Raw genomic sequence first — 1,216 nt, forward strand, 5'->3', positions numbered from 1 at the left:
ATTACATATTATTCTTTGTGATATATTTTACATGCTCATTATACATCTAAAAATAAGTCTAGTCAATGAATATTCAAAAGATTAGAAAAGTTTAAACTGTTAATGATATTCCGAGTTTTTCCCAGTAAGTATTCATCTTATCCATCCCAATAAAAAGTTACTGTTGGAAACATATAGGAGATTAGAAACTATGGTATACTAGTGATAATAAATAGTTATCGGTAGGAGAAATCTGGCGTGAATAATAAAAAAATAAGAGTTTTTTTGAGTAGACCTAATCCATTTACTAAAGAACAACAGTACTTTATAGAAAAATTAAAAAGTACCTTAGATAAGTACAATATCGAAAGTATAAAATTACAGTATAATAAAGTTAACTAGTCTTGTAAAAATTATTTTATCGTCATATCTGAGAGTTAATCAGCTATTGCGTGAAAATTATCAATCTTTGACTGAGATACATTTGTCACAATCATAAATAGCTTATAGTTCTTGACATATAGACTTGTATATGAAAAAATACTTGTTGGAGGCTAATAATATGACTGAAAAAATCAAAAACTGGGTTAACATTTGCGTTTTGAAAAATCAAGAAATTTTATTACTTAATAGACAGCACGATAATTTTCCTGGCTGGATTCCACCGGGTGGAAAAGTTGAATTTCCTGAAAGTTTTTTTGAAGCTGCATTACGGGAACTTAAGGAAGAAACTGGACTTACCGCATTAAATCTTGAATTAAAAGGAATTTCAGGCTTTACTAATTCAATTGGTAATGAGAGATTTGTCTTCTATGACTTTTTATGTACTCAGTTTACTGGTGAACTAAGCACATCTGATGAAGGTGAGCCAAAATGGTGGAATCTAAAAGAAATCGATAAAATACCAATGCAAGATGAAATAAGAAAAAGGCTACCCCTTTATTTAAGAAAAGGAAGCTTTGAAAGTATTAACTATTGGGATGATAATAAGAAATGCATTAGCGAAAATAAAACAATTTTATTTGACTAATATTCTCTACAGTATAATCAAATGCAAAATTCTCAATCCATTAGTAATTTTTGTATAATTCAGTACTCAATACAATCTGTCTTTAATAACATATAGTTTAATATTTTACAAAACAAGGGTATCTAATAAAATCATCTACTCTATCAACTTTTTCCTTGTATATATAGATAGCTAAAAAAGCCTTGGAATCATTCCAAGGCTTTCTCT

At 28.3% G+C, this 1,216-nt stretch carries 1 protein-coding gene; it reads left to right on the forward strand.

Annotation, left to right across the window (positions count from 1 at the left end; all coding sequences use genetic code 11):
* Positions 1–541 precede the first annotated feature (541 nt).
* On the forward strand, positions 542–1,009 hold the full coding sequence (locus ADG03_RS02205) for an 8-oxo-dGTP diphosphatase (protein WP_003004973.1): 468 nt from the start codon (positions 542–544) through the stop codon (positions 1,007–1,009).
* Positions 1,010–1,216: the final 207 nt, after the last annotated feature.

Source organism: Streptococcus parasanguinis (assembly GCF_001069785.1).
Classification (GTDB): domain Bacteria; phylum Bacillota; class Bacilli; order Lactobacillales; family Streptococcaceae; genus Streptococcus; species Streptococcus parasanguinis_T.

Coding starts and splice junctions, on each gene's coding strand:
- ADG03_RS02205 (WP_003004973.1), top strand. CDS start 542: ATGACTGAAAAAATCAAAAACTGGGTTAACATTTGCGTTTTGAAAAAT.